We start from the raw sequence: 808 nt of genomic DNA, 5'->3' as shown, positions 1-808 counted from the left end.
TAGGGCATCGTTTGGTGCCGTGAAGTTCACGGTAGCGGACGATTCACCCACCGGAATGGTGATGGTTTGTCCGTTGGACAAAGTGACGACTACAGGCGAACCGGTCACTGGGGCTGTCACGGACGCGGTGTAAACCACGGTGCCGCCTTCTGCCACGGACGGAGTAGCGGTCAGCGAAACGGTGCTGGTGTCGATAGTGTCGGTGACATCGGTCACCGCCGGAGTGGTGCTTGGCACCAGGTTCTCGAAATTACCGCCAGCGGTCTCTTTGATGCTGACTTCGACTTTGCCCGCATCCTTGTACACATCGTCAGCTGGGGCTGCGACGGTGACGGAGCCGGTAGTAGTACCGGCAGCGATAGTAATCACGGCGCCATTCGACAGGGTCACGGTCACCGGAGTGCCCGCAGTGTTGGTCAAGGTGGCCGTATAAACGATCGAACCGCCTTCAGCGACAGTGTCAGTCGCTGTCAGGCTAAGGGTGGTGGTATCTGGCGTATCGGTCACCGAGGTCTCGGCAGGCTTGCCGTCGACGTCCAGCTTCTCGTAGTTGCCACCGGTTGCACCGGTAATGGTGGTGCTCAGGGAGCTACCGCCCGCCAGGGCGTCGTTCGGTGCGGTGAAGTTCACGGTGCCGGAAGATTCGCCGACCGGGATGGTGATGGTCTGGCCGTTGGACAAAGTGACCACTACTGGAGAGCCGGTTACTGGCGCAGTCACGGAGGCGGTATAAACCACAGTGCCACCTTCAGCCACGGACGGCGTCGCGGTCAGCGAAACAGTCGACGTATCGATGGTATCGGTGACA

1 protein-coding gene is annotated in these 808 nt (G+C 60.3%); it reads right to left on the bottom strand.

Going from position 1 to position 808, the window contains the following annotated elements; all coding sequences use genetic code 11:
* Positions 1–808: immunoglobulin-like domain-containing protein (locus J4E58_RS31750; protein WP_207255370.1), on the bottom strand; the 808-nt coding region annotated here is incomplete at both ends.

Origin of the sequence: Pseudomonas sp. FW305-25, from assembly GCF_017351415.1 — a bacterium.
Classification (GTDB): domain Bacteria; phylum Pseudomonadota; class Gammaproteobacteria; order Pseudomonadales; family Pseudomonadaceae; genus Aquipseudomonas; species Aquipseudomonas chlororaphis.
The sequence above is the reverse complement of the archived record's forward strand: the minus strand, read 5'-3'. Positions and strand labels throughout refer to the sequence as shown.